This is a genomic window from Janthinobacterium sp. PLB04 (assembly GCF_021165895.1).
Taxonomy (GTDB): Bacteria; Pseudomonadota; Gammaproteobacteria; order Burkholderiales; family Burkholderiaceae_D; genus Janthinobacterium; species Janthinobacterium lividum.
In genome coordinates, this window is record NZ_CP088968.1 from 1,413,041 (window position 1) to 1,433,244 (window position 20,204).

The window sequence follows — 20,204 nt, forward strand, 5'->3', positions numbered from 1 at the left end:
AGGATCCGCTTGAACAAGACGATCGACATCCAGGCCGCCGTGGCGATTGCCGCGGCCGAAGCCATGGCAGCCAAGACGCAGGGTACATTTGGCGTGGGCGGCGTGCTGCTCGATGGCGCCGGCAACGTGCTGCAATCGATGCACAACAACGTCGTGCGCCAGGGCCTGGTGTTCGACCCCACCGCTCATGGCGAGCGCCAGCTGGTGGATTGGTATTTCGCCGAACGGGCCAAGGGCACGCCCTTGCCGCCGCCGGGTGAACTGACCATCGTCACCTCGCTCGATCCGTGCTGCATGTGCACGGGGGCGATTTTGGCGGCCGGTTTCAACGTGGTGGTGGCCGCTCCCGACGTCAAGGCGGGCATCAATTACGATGGCAGCGCCAGTTTTACCGCCTTGCCGGCGCCGCTGCAGGCGCAGGCCGGCCGCAGCTTTTGCTATCCGGCCGTGCGTGGCGCCACCGAGTATGCGCGCCTGCCTTCCGGCGCCGCGCCCAAATCTTTTTTCATCGGCAAGAGCATCCACGAGGCGACGCAGGCACTGTGCTCGCTCGTGTTCGAGTCGACATCGGCGCAGGTGATGCAGTTGCTGAACGCCGGCGACGACGTGTACTTGCGCGATCCCGCCACCTTGCCATCCGAGCATGCCGTGGTGCGCGCCCTGCGCCGCCGCTATCCTGATGCCCTCACTTACCGCTGCGCGCCGCATGCGCCGGATGCCGGCCTGGCGCCATTTTTGCAGGCGGCCATGGAGCAGGATGTGCGCGATGGCGGGCAGGGCGACGCGGCCGCCTTGCTCGATTCCTTTGGCAACCTGCTGCTATGCATGCCGGGAAAATTGGCGCAGTCGGTCATCCGCACGCCATTCATGGAATGCACGCGCCAGTACGCGCAGCTGCGCTTTGAATTGATGGCGAACGCGGAGCCGGCGCTGCAGGAAGAAATCAAAAGCTACCTGGGGCATCCCAAGCATGGCACCTTCGTGCTGGCCATCGGCCCGGACGACAGCGCCGCCAGCTTCATGACCCTGGGCGCCTACGGCTCCACCATGGAGGGGGCGCTGCCGGAAAATAATCCCGCGCAATTCCAGTATGTGCGCCCGGCCATGGATGAAGACGCGCTGCTGGCGCTGTGCGAGTCGATGCCGCCGTTGTACCGCAAGCTGATACGCATCCGGCCACGCCAGGTGCCGAGCCAGCCCTTGATCGACGCACTCGGCTAGGCGTCGTCGTCCGGCAGGTTCTTCAGCAGGAAGTCGCGTACGTTTTCGCCTGCCACGCGGCGGATCTGCGCTTCCGACAGGCCAGCGTCGAGCAGCGCCTGCGTCAATCGCGGCAAGCCCGTCGCATCGATGGCCGTGGTGACGGCGCCGTCGAAGTCCGAACCATAGGCCACGTGTTCGGCGCCGATCAGTCTTACCGTGTACTTGATGGCGCGCGCGATGGACGCCACGTCCTTGCCGCAGACGGCCGTGTTCCAGAAGCCGATGCCCACCAGGCCACCCTGGGCGGCGATGCGTTTCAACTGGCTGTCGCTGAGGTTGCGGCCGTTGGCGCAAGTGCCGCGCACGCCCGTGTGCGAGACCATCACGGGGCGTTTCGCCATCGTTAACACGTCGTCGATGGTGGCCGGCGAGGCGTGCGCCAGGTCGACGATCATCTTGCGCTGCTCCATGGCGCGCAGCCATTGCCGGCCCAGCGGCGTCAAGCCGCCTTTTTTCATGCCGTGCTGGGAACCGGAGAGTTCCGTGTCGAAGAAATGCGTGGGCGCGGCCATGCGGTAGCCGGCCCGGTACAGGGTATCGAGGTTGTCCAGCTTGCCTTCGAGCGCATGCGCGCCTTCCAGTGTCAGCCAGCCGGCCAGCAGGGCGGGGTCTTTTTCGCGCGCGGCGATGAAGCTGCGCAGCTGGGCGCGGCTGCCGATCACCCGGACCTTGCCATGGCTCTTGGCCGCTTGCTGGCGCAGTTCGTCGGCCTGCCAGGTGGCGCGCGCCAGCAGGCTGTTCCAGGTAGCGGGCGGCAAGCCTTGTGCCACCACCAGGGCCGTGATGTTGTCCGTGTCACTGCCATTGCGCTCGATATTCATCTTGCGCGGCGTCTTGGTCACGACGGAAAAGGCTTGCAGCGCCACGTTGGCCCGTTGCAGGCGGGGAAAGTCGACATGTCCGCGCTGGCTGTCGCGGTTCAGGTTGCGTTGCCACAGCAGGCTGTCCGCATGCAGGTCGGCGATCCACAGGCTCTGGTGCAGGGCCACGGTGGCTGCCGATGGCGCCTTGCCGGACGGAGGGTGGACACGGTTGAGGTGCTCGTCGACGAGGACGGGAGCGGACAGGAAACCGCCGATCAGCGCAAGGCTGGCGGCGGCGAGGGTACTGATAATCATTGTTCTCCGTTTTACCATGGATCGTAGGTGCCCAAGCTCCAGATATGGCCTTCCGGGTCGCGGCAGGTAAAGCCCCGTCCGCCGTAATCTTCATCCTTGATGTCGAGCACGATCTCGGCGCCGGCTTCGCGCGCGCTGCGGTAGACGGCATCGGCATCGCTGACGATCAGGTAGCAGTTTTGCGTATTGGCGCCGCCGACGTCGCCGGGCAGTTTCATCAGGCGGCCATAGTCGCTGTCGATGGCTGGCGCCACCATGACCATGCCATTGCCGAAGCTCAGCTGCGCATGGGCGACGCCACCGTTGCCGTCAGGCACGATCAATTGTTTTTCAAAGCCGAGCGCCTTGCACAGCCATTCAATGGCGGCGGGCGCGTCGCGGTAGCGCAGGCAGGGAATGGTCGTCGCTGCTGTAGCTTTTGCTGTCGTGGTCATCAGAAAACTCCTATGGCGGTGGGGGAGTAGCTTCGATCATGGATACTGCGTGGCGTTCCGTACCCATACCGTCCATCGGGATGGGTTTGATGCCTGTCAGTGCTGTGCCCATTCATAGTGCCATAGAATAATCATTGCACTCTTGCCACGACGCAAATTTTTATTGTGGCGACTGCTGCGAGCCCGGCGCTTTTTCGTCTGCGCCGGCATCATCGCTGTTGCTTGCCCATTTCAGCAGCATGACGAGGGCAAACAGCATGATGGCCAGCGGCAAGATGGTAATCAGGAACGCCAGGCCCAGGCAGCACGCCAGCAGCATGGGCCACGACATGGCCCGCAAGGCGGCCATGCCCTGGCGCGTGTAAGCGCACAGCTCGTTCCAGAAAGCGCTGAAGGAAGTGCTGCCCGGTGCCGAATTGATGTCTTTCATGCCGTTCTCCTGTCGTGTGGGTGCCGCTGCCGTATGCATGCTGGCGATGAGTCCACTATAGGCAGAACCATGCTGCCGGGCATCGCGTATGCGACGAATGGCAGGAATGGCGGACCGAACGGCGACAAATCAGGACAAACGGTTATTCAAACACCTTGAGTTTCAGCTGGAAACTGAGGGCGCCATACAGGCGGTCCTTGTAGGAAGGCACGATGGCGATATTCACGCCCACGCGCTGGTATTCATAGCTGATGGTAGGGACCAGGGCCGGGAACCAGCCACCATCGCGCATCTTCGGATAGCCGCTGAAGCCGCCAACGACGGCGCCGACGCGCAGCGGGCCTACCTTGATCGGCTGGTAGTACACGCCCAGGTAGTTCGAGTAGGCACGGTCGCTATTGTAGAAGCGGCCCGCCGTGACCGACGCGACCGTGGAAAAGCGGTATTCGGCGCCCAGGCCCGGATTGCTGTCATTCAGGTTCTTGTCGCGCTGAAAGTGGTACGAATAAAAGCCCGCGTTGAGCCAGGTTTCGCTCAGCGGCTGGTTATCGATCATGTTCACAACATCGGCGTGTGCGCCGCAGGCATATGCCAGCATCAGTGCGCCTAGGGACAATCGTTTCATGCGTGCTTCATCCTTATGATTTCGTATTCTGTGGCCTGGCCTGGCCTGGTCTGGCGCTGCCGCGATCGTATCACCAAGTTGGCTGCGCTTCTAAGCAATATTGAAAGAGCAGAACAGACGGCTGTTTTCCCGTCTGTTCAAAGCGCTATCCGGATGGCTAAGGCGTTCTCCGGGCAGCGATAGGAAAACAATTTCCACTATGCAACTATGTTTGCATAATCGTTACAAAAGTTGTTGATTTACGACATCTCAAATCAAATAGATATGATATTCTGGCGTCAAGTTAATTTTCTTTTTGGAAATAAAAATGTCAAGCATGCCTAAATTGCCACTCCTTCTCGTTCTGTCGACCGTGTTCGTTGCCGGCGCCGCGCAAGCCGGTGTTGTCGATCTGGGTATCGGTGGCGCCAATTTGTATTCCCTGAGCAACTTCAGCGCATCCGGCAGCGATGTCGAAGGCGGCGTGCTGGTTGCCGGTAACCTGTCCGCGTCGAGCTATTCGATCAATGACAAGAACAAGGACGCCTACGTCACACACGGTAATACCGGCTATGCGCTGGTCGTTGGCGGCAACCTGAACTACAGCTCCGGCTCGATCAAGAACGGCAACTATTTTGTGGGTGGCAGCACGACGACGAGCAGCGTGGGCCTGAACACGGCGACCAAGACCACGGCGTCGCCCGTATCGTTTGCCTCCACCTCGGCGCAACTGAAAAACACCTCGACCTCGCTGGCGAAAGTGGCGTCCACGGGCAGCAGCTCCGTGGCCTACGGCGGCATGACCCTGAAGGGCGGCACGGGCAGCGTGCAAGTGTTCGATCTGACTTCCGCGGCGTTGGGCTCGGTGAACAACTTCAAGTTCAGCAACCTGCACACGAACGACACCCTGATCCTCAATATCAGCGGCAAGAATGTGAACCTGTCCGGCGGCTACGGCGATTTCAGCAAATACAATGTGCTGTACAACTTCTATGAAGCGCAAAACATCACCTTGAACGGTGTGGGCCTGTATGGCAGCATTCTGGCGCCGCTGGCGACCCTGGCCGGCGGCAATGGCCAGATCAACGGCAACGTGGTGGTGGGTAACTGGGCTTCGAACATCCAGGTCAACGCCAACCATTATTTCAACGCCACCAACGTGGCCGGTTATGTTTCGGCCGTGCCGGAACCGGAAACCTATGCGATGTTGTTGGCAGGCCTGGGCCTGGTTGGCTTCATGGCGCGCCGCCGCAAGGGCAAGACGGCAGCATAAGCGTTTGCGCTGTTCAGGAAACCGCCTTGCAAGGCGGTTTTTTTTCGCCTGCGGGCGGCATGGACACGGCCGCCAGCACCATGTGCGCGATCAGGATTTCCGCATCCTCGTAGTCCTTGCGCGTGAGCTGCTTGCGCTCCAGCACCAGGGCCATCTGCGCTGAAAAATCCGCATACGATTGCGTCATGGCCCAGATGGCGAACATCAGGTGCGTGGCGTTGACGGGCGCGATCCTGCCGGCCGCGATCCAGGCTTCGAAGACGGCGATATCCTTGCGCAGCAGGGGCACGACCCGGTCGCGTATCTGCGCGCCGTACAGGGGCGCGCCATTGATCACTTCCAGCGCATACACGCGCGAAGCCCACGGCTGTTCGCGCGAAAAACGCAGCTTGGCGCCGATGTAGGCGCGCAGCACGTCGCGCGGCTCGTCGTGTTCATTGGCCAGCGACTCCATGCGCGCCAGCCAGTCGTCGAGCACATCGTCGAGCACGCGCTGGTACAGCAGCTGCTTGGACGGGAAGTAATACATCAGGTTTTGCTTCGACAGGCCGGCCCGTTCGGCGATGGTGGCGATCGACGCGCCCTCATAGCCGCTTTCCGCGAACGCGCGCACGGCTTGTTCCAGGATGTCCGCTTCCAGGCGGTCGCGGTTTTGCAGGCGCCGGCCGCCGGCATTTTTCACGGGAAGGGCAGGGGATTTTTCGCTGGCCATGGCAGGTTCTTTAGCGTGGGCGGATCGATTGCAGGAACGCTTGCAGCACGGGGGTATCGGTGTAGGCCACGTTGAAGCGGAACCACACCGTCTCGGGCGCGCGCAGCATGAAAAATTCGTTCGGCGAGAGCAGGATGCCGGCCTTCAAGGCCATGTCGGCGATGATCTTGCCATTCCATTCCGGCGTTTGCACGTCGGGCCAGCCGGCGCTGACGAACATGCCGCCGCGGGGCCGTGCCACGGGCGCCATGCCCACCTGCGCCAGGCAGTCGATGCTGCGCTCGCGTGCCGCATCGAGCTGCGCCACCAGCCGTTCGACCATCCGCTTGTAGGGCCGCGCGGAGATGGCGTGGTAGACGGCGCGCTCGTTGATTTCCGACGTCGTCAGTCCCGCCAGCATTTTCACGCGTACCAGTTCGGCCACCAGCGAAGGCGAGGCGCAAATCGACCCCACGCGCAGCACGGGCGACAGGGTCTTGGAAAAGCTGCCCACGCGGATCACGCGGCGCAAGCCATCCATGGCCGCCAGCGATGCGTCGCCGCGCGCCGCCAGTTCGCGGTAGATATCGTCTTCCACCAGCCAGAAATCGAATTGCTCGGCCAGCGCCAGCAGCCGGTGCGTCTGCGCCTGGCTGAGCGAGGTGCCGAGCGGGTTTTGCAGCACCGTGTTGACGAACATCAGCTTGGGCTGCGTGCGCGCGGCCTCGCTGGCCAGCGCATCGAGGTCGAGGCCCGCCTCGCCGCGGCTGATGCCGACGGGGATGCAGCCATGGTGGCGGATCAGCGACTGCAGATTGCTGTAGCCGGGGTCTTCCACCAGCACCGTGTCGCCCGGCTTGGTCAGGCTGCGCAGGATCAAATCGAAGGCATGCGTGGCGCCATGCGTCAGCAAGACCTGGTCCGGCTCCACCTGAAACAGTTCTTCCGACAGGCTGGTGGCCAGGTGCTGGCGCAGCGAGGGAAAACCGAGAGGATGGCCATAGCCGCGCAGCCGGCTGGCGGGAATGCGCATGGCCTGGCGCACGGCATCGAGCACGGTCGCTTCGCCATACATCTCGGGCGGCAGCCAGCCCGCACCCACGGGCAGGGCGTCGGACACGCCCGAATACAGGTCCGGCGTGAGGGCGTCGATGGCGGTGGGACTCGCGTGTACGGCCGCCTGCGGCGAGGCGGCGACATCGTGGCGCGCGACGAAATAGCCGGAACCGCGGCGCGACGACAGCAAGCCCAGGTTGACCAGGCGGTCGTACGATTCGACGACGGTAAACGTCGACACGCCATTGCAGCGGGCGAACTGGCGCACGGACGGCATGCGCGTGCCGATGCGCAGGGCGCGGCTGCCCACCATGACGCTGATGGCGATGACGATCTGCTCGACGAGGCCGCCCTTTTTCTGGCGGTCGATGTCCAGCACGGGCCAACCGCTTGCTTGCTCGGGGGCATCGTCTGTGCTGTCGCTGTGCTTCACGGTGGCTCCTTATGCTGCCTTGCACAAAACTGTAGTGGTTTTCCGACCTGTACGGTTGGGGTACTTTGCCGTTTGTGTATCTGTGCCATTGGGGATGGCCTGTCTATTATTACATCAGCTTTTTGCCAACTGGTAAATTATTTTACGCTTCGTCAAAAACGATCCTGGCCCCGCGCCAGCCCATCCCAAGGAGAAGGTCATGAACGAAACAAGGCCGGAATCGATGTCGGCATTCTGGATGCCGTTTACGAACAACCGTGATTTCAAGGCCAACCCGCGCCTGCTCGTGTCGGCTGAAGGCATGTACTACAAGGACGTCGATGGCAACGCCATCCTCGATGGCACGGCTGGCCTGTGGTGCGTGCCGTGCGGCCATGCACAGCCGAAAATCGTCGGTGCCATCCGCGACATGGTGGGCCAGCTGGACTTCGCGCCGACCTTTCAGATGGGCCATCCGGCCGCCTTCGACCTGGCGGAAAAGCTGATGGACTACACGGGCCACAAGTTCGGCCACGTGTTTTATACGAACTCCGGTTCCGAAGCCGTCGACACGGCGTTGAAGATCGCGCTGGCCTATCACCGGGCGCGCGGCGAGGGCGCGCGCACCCGTCTGATCGGCCGCGAACGCGGTTACCACGGCGTGGGTTTTGGCGGCATTTCCGTGGGCGGCATCGGCGGCAACCGCAAGACCTTCGGCCCGCTGCTGCCGGGCGTGGACCACCTGCCGCACACGCATAACCTGGACAAGAACGCCTACACGGTGGGCGAGCCCGAATACGGCACCCACCTGGCTGATGAACTGGAACGCATCGTCGCCCTGCACGACGCCTCGACGATTGCCGCCGTCATCGTCGAACCGGTGGCCGGTTCCACGGGTGTGCTGATCCCGCCGAAAGGCTATCTGAAACGCTTGCGCGAACTGTGCACCAAGCACGGCATCCTGCTGATCTTCGATGAGGTGATCACGGGTTTCGGCCGCATGACGACGCCGTTCGCTGCCGACTATTTCGATGTCGAGCCGGACCTGATGACGACGGCCAAGGGCCTGACCAACGGCATGGTGCCCATGGGCGCCGTGTTCAGCAAACAATACATCCACGACGCCTTCATGGACGCGCCGGCCGGCATCGAACTGTTCCACGGCTACACGTATTCCGGCCACCCGCTGGCTTGCGCCGCCTCGCTGGCGACCCTGCAAGTGTTCGAGGAACAGGACATCCTGGGCCACGCTAAAGCGATGCAGGCGTATTGGAGCGACGCTGTGCATTCCCTGAAGGGCCTGCCGCATGTGATCGACTTGCGCAGCATCGGCCTGATCGCCGGCATCGAGCTCGATCCCATCGCCGGCAAACCCGGCACGCGCGCCTTCAACGCCTTCAAGCAGGCGTTCGCCGACGGCGTGCTGATACGCACGACAGGCGACATCATCGCCCTGTCGCCGCCGCTGGTGCTGGAAAAACAGCATGTCGACGAGCTGTTTGGCAAGCTGGCCAAGGTACTCAAAAATCTCGATTGAACTGCGACCCCAAGCAAAACCTGGGGTCGGACCCTGAGGGTCCGACCCCGGCACTTGTTTTTGGGTTTGAAAAAGGAACACCATGAACACTCTCGACACCATCACCCACTACATCAACGGCGTCAAAGTCGACACCCAGAGCGGCCACTATGGCGACGTGTATAACCCCGCGCTCGGCGAACCCGTCGCCCGCGTCGCGCTGGGCACCGTGGAGGACGTGGACGCTGCCGTGCAGGCGGCCGCCGCCGCCTTTCCCTCCTGGTCGGCCACGCCGCCCCTGACGCGCGCGCGGGTGCTGTTCCGCTACCTGCAGTTATGCCAGCAGCACACGGACGACTTTGCCGCCATGCTCACGCGCGAGCATGGCAAGACCTTTGCCGATGCGCAGGGCGAGGTGGCGCGCGGCATCGAGATGGTGGAATTTGCCGTCGGCATTCCGCAATTGTTAAAGGGCGAATTCACGGACCAGATTTCGCGCGGCATCGATGCCTGGTCCATGCGCCAGGCGCTCGGCGTGGTGGCCGGTATCACGCCGTTCAATTTCCCCGTGATGGTGCCGATGTGGATGTTCCCCGTTGCCATCGCCTGCGGCAATACCTTCGTCCTGAAACCATCCGAGCGCGATCCATCCGCCTCCCTGCTGCACGCGAAACTGCTGAAAGAAGCGGGTTTGCCCGACGGCGTCTTCAACGTGGTACAGGGCGACAAGGTCACGGTCGATGCCTTGCTCGACCATCCCGTGGTGCAGGCGATCAGCTTTGTCGGCTCCACGCCGATCGCCGAATACATCTATGCGCGCGGCAGCGCCAGCGGCAAGCGCGTGCAGGCGCTGGGCGGCGCGAAGAACCACATGGTGGTGATGCCCGATGCGGACATGGACATGACGGTCGATGCGTTGATCGGCGCGGCCTACGGTTCGGCGGGCGAGCGCTGCATGGCCATCTCGGTGGTGGTGGCCGTGGGCGACGCGGGCGACAAATTGATCGATGCACTGGCAACGCGCACGGCCGCACTGAAAGTGCGCGACGGCATGGCCGACGGTGCGGAAATGGGGCCGGTCGTATCGCTGGCCGCCAAGCAGCGCATCGAAAAACTCATCGCTTCTGGCGTGGAGCAGGGCGCGACTCTCGTCGTCGATGGCCGCAACCATGTGGTGGCGGGACGCGAGAACGGCTTCTTTGTCGGCGGTACTTTATTTGACCATGTGACGCGCGACATGAGCATCTACAAGGAAGAAATTTTTGGCCCCGTGCTGTGCGTGCTCCGGTGTCCTGACGTGGTGCATGCGGTGGAGCTGATCAACGCCAACGAGTATGGCAACGGCGTGGCCATCTACACGCGCGACGGCGGCGTAGCGCGTGAATTCGTGCGCCAGATCCAGGTCGGCATGGTGGGCGTCAACATCCCCTTGCCCGTGCCGATGGCCTTCAACAGTTTCGGCGGCTGGAAGCGCAGCATGTTCGGCGACCACCACGCCTATGGCCCTGAAGGCGTGCGTTTCTACACGCGGCACAAGGCCGTGATGCAGCGCTGGCCGAATACGGCAAGCGCTGGTGTGGAATTTGCTTTTCCCCAGATGAAGTAAAGGTTTCAAACTACAAGCCGGCCGCACATAAAAAGAGGAATACGCGATGATCGAGTCTTTGAACTATTTGCCGCATCCCGCCCTGCCCAACGAGGAACTGGCAGGCCATTTCACCGACCTGGCGCCTCCCTTGAACGCGCGCCAGGCGGCCATCGAAAGCGGCCGCTGCCTGTACTGTTATGACGCGCCGTGCAGCCGCATCTGTCCGTCGGAAATCGACGTGGCCAGCTTCATCCGCAATATCCACGACAAGAACATCAACGGTGCCGCGGCAGGCATTCTGAAACAGAACATCCTGGGCGGCAGCTGCGCCCGCGTCTGTCCCACGGAAATCCTGTGCGAGGACGTCTGCGTGCGCAACCACGACGCGGAGGGGCAGCCCGTCAAGATCGGCCTCTTGCAGCGCTACGCCGTCGACCACATGCATTTCGCAAGCCACCCGTTCAAACGGGCGCCAAGCACCGGCAAGACGATAGCCATCGTCGGCGCGGGGCCGGCGGGCCTGTCGTGCGCGCACCGCCTGGCCATGCTGGGCCACGACGTGGTGATCTTTGAAAAGGAAGGCAAGGCGGGTGGCCTGAATGAGTACGGCATCGCCAAATACAAGCTGACGGACGATTTCGCGCAAAAGGAAATCGACTTCCTGCTGGATATCGGCGGTATCGAGATCCGATGTCGCCAGGCGCTGGGCGAGAACCTGCAGCTGCGCGATCTGCACGCGCAATATGACGCCGTGTTCCTCGGCCTGGGCCTGGGTGCCAGCCGCAAGCTGGGCCTGACGGGCGAGGATGCACCGGGCTTGCTGGCCGCCGTCGATTACATTGCCGCGCTGCGCCAGGCCGACGACCTGGCCGCGCTGCCCGTGCCGAAACGGGCGATTGTGATTGGCGCTGGCAATACGGCCATCGACATGGCCGTGCAGATCCAACGCCTGGGCGCCGAGGAAGTCACCCTCGTCTACCGGCGCGGTTTCGACGCCATGACGGCCACCCACCATGAACAGGACATCGCCAAGGCCAACCAGGTGCGCATGCTGACGTGGGCGCAGCCGCAGCAGGTGCTGCTCGATACTGACGGCAAGGTCGCCGGCATGCGTTTCGAGAAGACGCGCATGCAGGGCACGCGTTTGGCGGGGACGGGTGAAACGTTCGACGTGGCGGCCGACGCCATCTTCAAGGCCATCGGCCAGAGCCTCGACACCGATGTGCTGCATGATCCGATGGCGTCGCTGCTACAGCGCGAAGGCGACAAGATCGCCGTCGATGCGGGTTTTCGCACGGTGCTGCCGGGGATCTATGCGGGCGGCGACTGCGTGGCGCCGGGGCAGGACCTGACGGTGCAAGCCGTCCAGCATGGCAAGCTGGCCGCACTGGCGATCCATTCCGATTTGTTGAATAAAGTGGAGGCTGCATAATGGCTGATCTCAGCATCGAATTTTGCGGCATCAAGGCGCCGAATCCCTTCTGGCTGGCGTCCGCACCGCCGACCGACAAGGCCTACAACGTGGTGCGCGCCTTCGAGGCGGGTTGGGGCGGCGTCGTGTGGAAAACCCTGGGTGAAGACCCGGCCGCCGTCAACGTCTCGTCGCGCTACTCGGCCCTGTATGGCAAGAACCGCGAAGTGCTCGGTTTCAATAACATCGAGCTGATCACCGACCGCTCGCTGGAGATCAACCTGCGCGAAATCACGCAGGTGAAAAAGGATTGGCCCGACCGCGCCATGATCGTCTCCCTGATGCTGCCCTGCGAAGAGCACTATTGGGCCGACATCCTGCCCAAGGTGGAGGCGACAGGGGCGGACGGCATCGAGCTTAATTTCGGCTGCCCGCACGGCATGCCGGAGCGGGGCATGGGCGCGGCCGTGGGCCAGGTGCCCGAGTATGTGCAGATGGTCACCGCCTGGTGCAAGAAGCACAGCAAACTCCCCGTCATCGTCAAGCTCACGCCCAATATCACGGACGTGCGCATGCCGGCGCGCGCGGCCAAGGCGGGCGGCGCGGACGCCGTCTCGCTGATCAACACCATCAATTCCATCACCTCGCTGGACCTGGACCGCATGGTGGCCTTGCCGATTGTCGGTGGCGCCAGCACGCATGGCGGCTATTGCGGCGCGGCCGTCAAACCGATCGCCCTGAACATGGTGGCGGAAATCGCCCGCGATCCGCAGACGCGCGGCTTGCCCATTTCCGGCATCGGCGGCATCGGCAACTGGCGCGACGCGGCCGAATTCCTCGCCCTGGGCGCGGGCTGCGTGCAGGTGTGCACGGCCGCCATGCTGCATGGCTTCCGCATCGTCGAAGAGATGAAGGATGGCCTGTCGCGCTGGATGGACGAGAAGGGCTACGAGCGCATCAGCGACTTTTCCGGCAAGGCCGTGGCCAACACGACGGACTGGAAATACCTGGACATGAATTACCAGGTCATCGCGCAGATCAACCAGGACGACTGCATCAAATGCGGCAAGTGCTACGTGGCTTGCGAAGACACCTCGCACCAGTCGATTGCGCAACTGATCGACGCCGCCGGCACGCGCACGTATGAGGTGATCAAGGAGGAGTGCGTGGGCTGCAACCTGTGCGAAATCACCTGCCCGGTGCAGGGCTGCATCACGATGGTGCCGCAGGCCACGGGCAAGCCGTACATGAACTGGACGCAGGATCCCAGGAATCCCCGCGCGTTGGCGGAGACGGCATAGGGCACGGTTATTGCGTGCGTTTATTTTATAAACAGCGGCGCGTCTTTGCAGTAAGCTAGATTACTTAAAAGCCGAGCCGTTTCCACATTGCCGTATCCCTGGCGCCTTCGCGTGCCAGCGGTCTAACCGATGGAGCAACCCTGTGAACCACGACTATTCAGGCAACACGCAACTCTGGAATGAAGACCTGGCGCCCACCACGGCGGCGCAGCGCACCTGGCGCTGGTATCACTTCGCCGCGCTGTGGGTCGGCATGGTGATGTGCATTCCCGCCTACACCCTGTCGGCCAGCCTGATCGACAGCGGCATGTCCGGTTACCAGGCCGTGCTCACGGTATTTCTCGCCAATGCCATCGTGCTCCTGCCGATGCTGCTGATCGGCCATGCGGGCACCAAGTACGGCATCCCGTATGCCGTGCTGGCGCGTGCCTCGTTCGGCACCATGGGTGCGCGGTTGCCGGCCCTGATGCGCGCCATCGTCGCCTGCGGCTGGTATGGCATCCAGACCTGGTTCGGCGGGCAGATGATCTATACCCTGATGGGCGTGCTGGTAGGCCATGAACTTGGCGGCGAGAAGATCGCGGGCCTGGGCATCAACGGCAGCCAGCTATTGTGCTTCCTGGCTTTCTGGGCCATCCAGTTCTATTACATCCTGCATGGCATGGAGTCGATCCGCAAACTCGAAACCTACACTGCGCCGCTGAAAATCCTCATCTGCTTCGTACTGCTGTACTGGGTTCACAGCAAGGCCGGCGGCGTGGCCAGCCTGCTGGACCAGCCATCGCAATTCATCCCCGGCGGTAAAAAGGCGGGCCAGTTCTGGAGCGTCTTCTGGCCGTCGCTGACGGCCATGGTGGGTTTCTGGGCCACCCTGGCCTTGAACATCCCCGACTTCACGCGCTTTGCCAAGACGCAGCGCGACCAGGTGATCGGCCAGTCGATCGGCTTGCCGGTGCCTATGGGATTGCTGGCCATGCTGGCCGTGATCGTCACTGCCGGCTCCGTCGTCATGTACGGCAAGGCCATCTGGGACCCGGTCGACCTGGCCAGCCGCATGACGGGCGCCGCCGTGCTGATCGCCTTGATCATCCTCCTGATCGACACGGTCAGCGTCAACCTGGCCGCCAACCTGGTGGGCCCGGCGTACGACTTTTCCTCGCTGGCACCGAAGCAGATTTCCTACAAGATGGGGGGCTACATCACGGCCTTCATCGCCATCGTCATGATGCCGTGGAAGGTGCTCGAGTCGACGCAGGGCTATATCTTCACATGGCTGATCGGCTACTCGGCCCTGCTGGGCCCCATCGCCGGCATCCTCATCGTCGACTATTATTTTGTGCGCAAGACGCAGCTCGACGTCAGGCAGCTGTACCGCGACGACGGCGTCTACTCGTATGGCAATGGCTGGAATATGGCGGCGCTGATCGCCTTTGTCATCGCCGTGCTGCCGAATATCCCTGGCTTTTTGAACGCGGCCTTTCCCACGGCGTTTCCCGACGTGGCCGAAGGCTTTAAAACCATCTACACCTACGCCTGGTTCGTGGGCGTGGCCATCGCCGCCGTCGTGTACGGCGTCATGATGAAGGGCAAGGCCGTGACGCACGTGCAGCAGGCGCCGCAGTCGTAATCACAAAGGAGACAAGATGGCTACACTGATACGTGGCGGTACCGTCGTCAACGCCGACCGCGCTTTCCGCGCCGATGTGCTGATCGAGGGCGACACCATCGCCGCCGTCGGCGAGAACCTTTTGGCACCCGCCGGCGCCACGGTGATCGACGCGGGCGGCCTGTACGTGATGCCGGGCGGAATCGACACGCACACGCACATGAACCTGCCCTTCATGGGTACCGTGACGTCCGACGATTTTTTCACGGGCACGGCGGCGGGACTGGCGGGCGGCACGACCACCATCATGGACTTCGTCATCCCGGCGCCCAAGCAATCCTTGATCGAGGCCTATCACCAGTGGCGCGAGTGGTCGGCCAAGGCGGCCGGCGACTACACCTTCCACGTGGCGATTACCTGGTGGAGCGAGCAGGTACATGAAGAGATGGGCACCCTCGTGCGCGAGCATGGCGTGAACAGCTTCAAGCACTTCATGGCGTATAAAAACGCCATCATGGCCGACGATGAAACCCTGGTGAAAAGTTTTACCCGTTCGCTGGAACTGGGCGCGCTGCCCACCGTGCATGCGGAAAACGGCGAGCTGGTTTTTCAATTGCAGCAAGCTTTGCTCAAGAAGGGGATTACCGGGCCGCAGGCGCATCCGCGGTCGCGTCCGCCGGCCGTGGAAGCGGAGGCTGCCAACCGCGCCATCGCAATTGCCAACGTACTCAATACCCCCGTGTACATCGTGCACGTTTCGTGCGCCGAGTCGCTCGACGCCATCACGCGGGCGCGCGCCAATGGCCAGCGCGTGTATGGCGAAGCGCTGGCGGGCCACTTGGTGATCGACGACAGCGTCTACCAGAGCGACGATTTCGACTACGTGGCGGGCCACGTCATGAGCCCTCCGTTTCGCGGCAAGCACCACCAATCGGCGCTGTGGCACGGCCTGCAAAGCGGCAACCTGCAGACGACGGCCACCGACCACTGCACCTTTTGCGCCGAACAGAAGGCGGCGGGCAAGCAGGACTTTACGCGCATCCCGAACGGTTGCGGCGGCGTAGAGGAACGCATGGCCGTCGTGTGGGACGCCGGCGTCAATTCCGGCATGCTGACGCCCTCCGAATTCGTCAAGGTGAGCTCCACCAATGCGGCGCAGATCTTCAATATGTATCCGCGCAAGGGCGTCATCGCCGCTGGCAGCGATGCCGACATCGTGCTGTGGGATCCGCAAGGCACGCGCACCATTTCCGCCGCCACGCAGTTCGCCAAGGGAGGCTTCAACGTCTTCGAAGGGCGCACCGTGCGCGGCATCCCCAGCACCACGATTGCCGCCGGCAAGGTAGTGTTCCACAAGGGCGAACTGACGGCCGTCGAAGGGGCGGGGCGCTATGTCGAACGGCCCGCCTTTTCCGCTACCACCGCATAAGGAGTTGACGATGGATGAATTGCGTATCAATGGCGAGCGCCTGTGGGCTGCGCTGATGGAGCTGGCGCAGATCGGCGCGACAGCGAAGGGCGGCGTCAAGCGCCTGGCCCTGACGGACCTGGACAAGCAGGGCCGCGACCTGGTGGTGGGATGGGGCCGCGAAGCGGGCATGAGCATCACGATCGACCAGATCGGCAATGTCTTCATGCGCCGCGACGGCGCCGACAACAGCCTACCGCCCGTGATGACGGGCAGCCATATCGACACGCAACCCACGGGTGGCAAGTTCGATGGCAATTACGGCGTGCTGGCCGGCCTGGAAGTGGTGCGTACCCTGAACGACTTGAAAATCAAGACGCAGGCGCCCATCGAGGTGGCCTTCTGGACCAACGAGGAGGGTTCGCGCTTCGTGCCCGTGATGATGGGTTCCGGCGTATTTTGCGGCGCCTTCTCGCTGGAGACGGCGTATGCGGCCAAGGATACGGAGGGAAAAACCGTGGGCGAGGAACTGGCGCGCATCGGCTACAAGGGCGAGCAGGTGCCGGGAGACCATCCCATCGGCGCTTACTTTGAAACGCATATCGAGCAGGGACCCGTGCTGGAAGACGCCGATAAAGTCATTGGCGTGGTACCGGCCGTGATGGGCCTGTCGTGGTACGACTGTGTGGTAACGGGCATGGAAGCGCATGCTGGCCCCACCCCCATGGGATTGCGCAAGGATGCGCTGCAGGTGGCAACGACGATCATGCAGGAGGTGGTGGCGATTGCCAACCGCTACCCGCCGTATGGCCGCGGCACGGTGGGCATGGTGCAGGTCTTCCCGAACAGCCGTAACGTGATCCCCGGCGAAGTCACATTCAGCATCGACCTGCGCAATGTGAACGACGAACTGCTCAACACCATGCATGGCGAGATCACGGCCTTCATCGATGCCACGCGCGAGAAGACAGGGCTGGGCATTTCGCTGGAAAGAGTCTCTTATTACCCGCCATGCCCGTTCCATCCCGACTGCGTGGGCGCCGTGCGCAACGCCACGGAAAAGCTGGGCTACTCGGTGATGGACGTGGTGTCCGGCGCCGGACACGATGCCATCTACGCGGCCCGGCTGGCGCCGGCCGGCATGATCTTCGTGCCGTGCAAGGATGGCATCAGCCACAATGAAATCGAAGACGCCAAGCCCGAGCACCTGGAAGCGGGCTGTAATGTCCTGCTGCACGCGATGCTGGAGCGGGCCGTGGCCGTGTAGCTCCACCGGCCCATGCCCGCTTCAGGGCTTGGGCTGGAAGTTGCGCAGGAACGCCAGCAGCGCGCGCGCCGCGATGTCGGCGTCGTCCGCCGTCATGGTTTCCAGTGGGTTGTGGCTGATGCCGCCATTGCCGCAGCGGGTAAACAGCATGGCCACGTCGGTGATGGCGGCCATGGCCATGGCGTCGTGGCCGGCGCCAGACAGCAGCGCATACGGTTCGATGCCGACCGATTCCACGGCCTGCGCCAGCTGCGCCATCAGCCATGGCGCGCATGGCGCGGCACGCGCCGACAGCAGCAGTTCCAGCTGGCAGTCGATCTGGCGCCGCGCGCAGATGGCGGCGATGCCATCGAGAATATCGTCGACGGCCGCCTGGCGTACCGCGTCAACGGCCGCGCGGATGTCGAGCGACAGGGTGCAGGCGCCGGCGATCACGTTGACGGAGCCGTTGGGCACGTGCAGCTGCCCTACGGTGCCCACCAGCGCCTCGCCCTTGCTGCAGCGCTGTTCCACCAGCAGGATGATTTCGGCTGCCGCGCTGGCGGCATCCTTGCGCATGGTCATGGGCGTGGTTCCCGCGTGGCTGGCCACGCCGCCAAGATTGACCAGGTAGCGCGAGCTGCCGGCAATCGCCGTGACGATCCCCAGCGGCAGGTCGCGTTCCAGCAGTACCGGCCCCTGCTCGATATGCACTTCCACATAACCGAGCAAGTCGGCGGGATCGCGCGCGATGGCGCCGATGGCGCTTGCCTCGTGGCCGGCGGCCGCCAGCGCGTCGCGCATGCTCACGCCATCCGCATCCACCTGTTCCAGCAGCGACACGTCGAACTTGCCCGTGACAGCCGTGCTGCCCAAAAACGTGCTCTTGAAGCGCACGCCTTCTTCCTCGGCGAAGCCGACGATCTCGAAGTGGAAGGGCAGCTTTTCGCCCCGCTCATGCAGGTGGCGCACGACGGCGATGGGCAGTACGATGCCCAGGCGGCCATCGTACTTGCCGCCGTTGCGCACCGTGTCGTAATGCGATCCCGTCATCAGGGTTTTTGCGCCGGGCGCGTCGGACAGATAGCACCCGACGACATTGCCGACGGCGTCGATGTGCACCTGCATGCCCGCGTCCCGCATCCATTCGGCCAGCTGCGCGGCCGTTTTCTGGTGCGCCGGCGTCAGGTAGGCGCACGTCAGGTTGTAATCGCTGTCGCTCCAGGCAGCCAGCGTTTCGGCCTGCTGCATGATGGCCGGGCCGAAGTCCAGGCGCACGTCGAACAGGTCGTTCAGGCGCAGCTCGGCGATGCGCTTGATCTGCCGCAGCGACTCGGCCAGTTCATCGGCGCGCCGGTTCTTCAGGCGCCGCGCAAACGTGGCGATGATGTCCTGGCGCGTCAAGCCTTCACCCGTCGGGCCCTTGACGGCCAGGATGAAGGGAAAGCCGAACTTGGCGTTGTACTCGGTATTCAGGCGCTGCAGGGTGGCGAATTCCTCGGCACTGCACAGGTTCAGGCCGGACTTGGCCTGCTCGCGCGTCGATTCCGCCGTCAGCTGTCCTGCGATGGCGGCCTTGCCGGCCAGCTCCGGGTGGGCGCGTATCAGCCCCAGCTGCTCTTCGGGCGAGGCATGCGCCAGCACGCGCTGCAGCTCCGTCTTGAGTGCCGTCAGGCTGGCAAACGGCCGGGCGGGGGCCGCGCGCTGGGCGATCCAGGGCGAGTGTTCGTAGATGCCATGCAGCCGTGCGATAAAGTCTGCCGGGCTGCCGGCGTTCAGGTCTGAAAGGGTGGTCATGGTTTTCCGATCATGCAAGCGGTGATGATAGCGCCCCGTTCCTGCGTCCATTATATGCGCGTGCTGATAGCGGCTATCGCTGCACCAGCGCCTTGGCGGCCGCGCTGACCTGGTCGCGCAGCCATTTGTGCTCGGGCGCCTGGTGTACGCGCTGGTGCCACAGCTGGTAAAAGCGCATCGGCGGGAATTTCAGCGGCACGGTATACGTTTTCAGCGGCAGCGTCTTTTCATAGAAGCGCATGAATTGCCGGCCCGTGGTGAGTACCAGGTCCGTCTGCGTCAGCATGTAGGGGATCAGGCCGAAATACGCCGATTCCACCACCACGTTGCGCTGCAGGTTTTGCCGCTCGAGGAAGGAATCGATCACGCCGTGATAGCCGGGCATCATCTGCGACGGCGCTACGTGGGGCAGGCTCAAATAGTCGTCGAGGGTCATGGCGTCGCTGGCCGTGCGACGCGCATAGGCATTTTCCGCATGCATGGCGCAGATGATGGGGTCTTCGAACAGCTTCGAAATGTGCAGATGCGCGGGCGGCTCGTCCCAATTGGCGATGACCAGGTCCAGGCCACCATCGGAGAGTTGGCGGATATGGTCGATGCCCGGCCCCAGGCTATGCAGCACGACGCGGCTTTTCGGCGAGCCGCGGCGCAGCAGGGCCACCACGTTGGGCAGGAACTGGCTGTCCAGGTAATCGGGCGCGGCGATATGGAAGGTGCGTGCCTCTTCCTGCGCCACGAACGGCGTCTTCTTGACGAACAGGCTCTCCGTCTGGTCGAGGATGCGCTTGGCCGGATTGAGCAGGCTTTCGCCATGCTGGGTCGGCACCATGCCGCGCGCGCCGCGCACGAGCAGCGGGTCGCCCGTCAATTCGCGCAGCTTGCGCAAGGAGGCGGAAATCGATGGCTGCGGCTGATTGAGTTTCAGCGCCACGCGTGAGACATTCTTTTCCACCAGCAGCAGGTAGAGGATGCGGATCAGGTGCAGGTCGAGGTGTTGCGGCAGGCTGGACATGTGGCGGCGCCTCTGTTGTATATCGATTTGAATATGTC

The 20,204-nt window shown here is 63.2% G+C and carries 17 protein-coding genes; 9 read left to right on the forward strand and 8 right to left on the reverse strand.

Annotated features, from left to right (window positions below; all coding sequences use genetic code 11):
- Positions 1-9 precede the first annotated feature (9 nt).
- A complete protein-coding gene (locus LSO07_RS06115; protein ID WP_151092830.1) occupies positions 10-1,221 on the forward strand; it encodes a nucleoside deaminase in 1,212 nt (403 codons plus the stop codon).
- On the opposite strand, the gene LSO07_RS06120 is transcribed toward LSO07_RS06115, so the two are convergent.
- The 4 genes from LSO07_RS06120 to LSO07_RS06135 form a co-directional block, all read right to left on the reverse strand.
- The gene (locus LSO07_RS06120; RefSeq protein WP_151092832.1) at positions 1,218-2,381 is read right to left on the reverse strand and encodes a dipeptidase; all 1,164 of its coding nucleotides are present in this window, start codon (positions 2,379-2,381) and stop codon (positions 1,218-1,220) included. The two genes, LSO07_RS06115 and LSO07_RS06120, sit on opposite strands and share 4 nt — an antisense overlap.
- Before the next feature lie 11 nt (positions 2,382-2,392).
- Positions 2,393-2,815 carry a VOC family protein gene (locus LSO07_RS06125; protein ID WP_151092834.1) on the reverse strand — a complete coding sequence of 141 codons (423 nt, stop codon included), beginning with the start codon at positions 2,813-2,815 and terminating at the stop codon, positions 2,393-2,395.
- Positions 2,816-2,975: 160 nt separating this feature from the next.
- Positions 2,976-3,245, reverse strand: a complete 270-nt coding sequence (locus LSO07_RS06130) for a hypothetical protein (protein WP_070260145.1) — start codon at positions 3,243-3,245, stop codon at positions 2,976-2,978.
- A gap of 142 nt (positions 3,246-3,387) precedes the next feature.
- The gene (locus LSO07_RS06135) at positions 3,388-3,870 is read right to left on the reverse strand and encodes a hypothetical protein (protein ID WP_034785567.1); all 483 of its coding nucleotides are present in this window, start codon (positions 3,868-3,870) and stop codon (positions 3,388-3,390) included.
- Between the two features lie 316 nt (positions 3,871-4,186).
- Here LSO07_RS06135 and LSO07_RS06140 point away from each other — a divergent pair, with 316 nt between their 5' ends.
- On the forward strand, positions 4,187-5,122 hold the full coding sequence (locus LSO07_RS06140; RefSeq protein WP_080753605.1) for a choice-of-anchor A family protein: 936 nt from the start codon (positions 4,187-4,189) through the stop codon (positions 5,120-5,122).
- 13 nt (positions 5,123-5,135) lie between these two features.
- Here the strand turns inward: LSO07_RS06140 and LSO07_RS06145 are convergent, their stop codons facing one another.
- Positions 5,136-5,834 carry a TetR/AcrR family transcriptional regulator gene (locus LSO07_RS06145; RefSeq protein WP_099389594.1) on the reverse strand — a complete coding sequence of 233 codons (699 nt, stop codon included), beginning with the start codon at positions 5,832-5,834 and terminating at the stop codon, positions 5,136-5,138.
- Between the two features lie 10 nt (positions 5,835-5,844).
- On the reverse strand, positions 5,845-7,302 hold the full coding sequence (locus LSO07_RS06150) for an aminotransferase-like domain-containing protein (RefSeq protein ID WP_151092838.1): 1,458 nt from the start codon (positions 7,300-7,302) through the stop codon (positions 5,845-5,847).
- A 199-nt stretch (positions 7,303-7,501) separates the two neighbouring features.
- Between LSO07_RS06150 and LSO07_RS06155 the strand changes: the two genes are divergently transcribed.
- The 7 genes from LSO07_RS06155 to LSO07_RS06185 all read left to right on the forward strand — a co-directional run bounded on the left by LSO07_RS06155 (position 7,502) and on the right by LSO07_RS06185 (position 17,378).
- Entirely contained in the window at positions 7,502-8,818 is a 1,317-nt protein-coding gene (locus LSO07_RS06155; protein WP_151092840.1) for an aspartate aminotransferase family protein, read from the forward strand.
- Positions 8,819-8,900: 82 nt separating this feature from the next.
- Positions 8,901-10,403: a CoA-acylating methylmalonate-semialdehyde dehydrogenase gene (locus LSO07_RS06160; RefSeq protein WP_151092842.1), complete on the forward strand. Its 1,503-nt coding sequence runs from the start codon at positions 8,901-8,903 to the stop codon at positions 10,401-10,403.
- A gap of 46 nt (positions 10,404-10,449) precedes the next feature.
- Positions 10,450-11,817, forward strand: a complete 1,368-nt coding sequence (locus LSO07_RS06165; RefSeq protein WP_151092844.1) for an NAD(P)-dependent oxidoreductase — start codon at positions 10,450-10,452, stop codon at positions 11,815-11,817.
- Positions 11,817-13,097: an NAD-dependent dihydropyrimidine dehydrogenase subunit PreA gene (gene preA / locus LSO07_RS06170; protein ID WP_208672452.1), complete on the forward strand. Its 1,281-nt coding sequence runs from the start codon at positions 11,817-11,819 to the stop codon at positions 13,095-13,097. Before LSO07_RS06165 ends, preA begins: the two co-directional genes overlap by 1 nt.
- Before the next feature lie 142 nt (positions 13,098-13,239).
- Positions 13,240-14,724 (forward strand): NCS1 family nucleobase:cation symporter-1, encoded by a 1,485-nt coding sequence (locus tag LSO07_RS06175; protein WP_151092848.1) that lies wholly within the window; start codon positions 13,240-13,242, stop codon positions 14,722-14,724.
- Positions 14,725-14,740: 16 nt separating this feature from the next.
- Entirely contained in the window at positions 14,741-16,132 is a 1,392-nt protein-coding gene (gene hydA / locus LSO07_RS06180) for a dihydropyrimidinase (RefSeq protein ID WP_151092850.1), read from the forward strand.
- A 10-nt stretch (positions 16,133-16,142) separates the two neighbouring features.
- Positions 16,143-17,378 carry a Zn-dependent hydrolase gene (locus LSO07_RS06185; RefSeq protein WP_151092852.1) on the forward strand — a complete coding sequence of 412 codons (1,236 nt, stop codon included), beginning with the start codon at positions 16,143-16,145 and terminating at the stop codon, positions 17,376-17,378.
- A gap of 21 nt (positions 17,379-17,399) precedes the next feature.
- Here LSO07_RS06185 and LSO07_RS06190 read toward each other — a convergent pair whose 3' ends face one another.
- Together LSO07_RS06190 and LSO07_RS06195 are read right to left on the reverse strand one after the other, a co-directional pair.
- Positions 17,400-19,154: an allantoate amidohydrolase gene (locus LSO07_RS06190; protein WP_151092854.1), complete on the reverse strand. Its 1,755-nt coding sequence runs from the start codon at positions 19,152-19,154 to the stop codon at positions 17,400-17,402.
- 73 nt (positions 19,155-19,227) lie between these two features.
- The gene (locus tag LSO07_RS06195) at positions 19,228-20,166 is read right to left on the reverse strand and encodes a LysR family transcriptional regulator (protein ID WP_034754583.1); all 939 of its coding nucleotides are present in this window, start codon (positions 20,164-20,166) and stop codon (positions 19,228-19,230) included.
- Positions 20,167-20,204 lie beyond the last annotated feature (38 nt).